Source organism: Clostridioides sp. ZZV15-6383 (assembly GCF_020657735.1).
GTDB lineage: Bacteria > Bacillota > Clostridia > Peptostreptococcales > Peptostreptococcaceae > Clostridioides > Clostridioides difficile_D.
The window spans coordinates 1-359 of the sequence record NZ_JAGWCV010000177.1; the positions used below are offsets into that span (position 1 = coordinate 1).

The window sequence follows — 359 nt, forward strand, 5'->3', positions numbered from 1 at the left end:
CTTCCTCGTTTTTATACCCACATTTATTGCATATTTGTGAACTTGCAAAGAATTTACCTACCTTTACAATTTGTCTACCATACCAATTAGCCTTGTATTCTAATTGACGAATAAATTCTGACCATGATACATCTGAAATTAAGCGAGATAGTTTACGATTTCTAATCATATTCTTTACTTGTAAATCTTCTATGCAAATAATATCATTCTCTTTTATTAATTTAGTAGATAATTTTTGTAGAAAATCATTTCTTTGATTAGCTATATGTTCTTGAAGTCTTGCAACTTTTAATCTTGCTTTATTCCTATTTAAACTACCGATTGTCTTTCTCGATAATTCTCTTTGTAATTTAGCAAGT

The 359-nt window shown here is 27.9% G+C and carries 1 protein-coding gene; it reads right to left on the reverse strand.

Features of this window, described 5'->3' with window-relative positions; translation table 11 throughout:
* Positions 1-359, reverse strand: a 359-nt coding sequence (locus KGF42_RS19340; RefSeq protein ID WP_227826925.1) for a transposase, incomplete at both ends; no start/stop codon positions are given.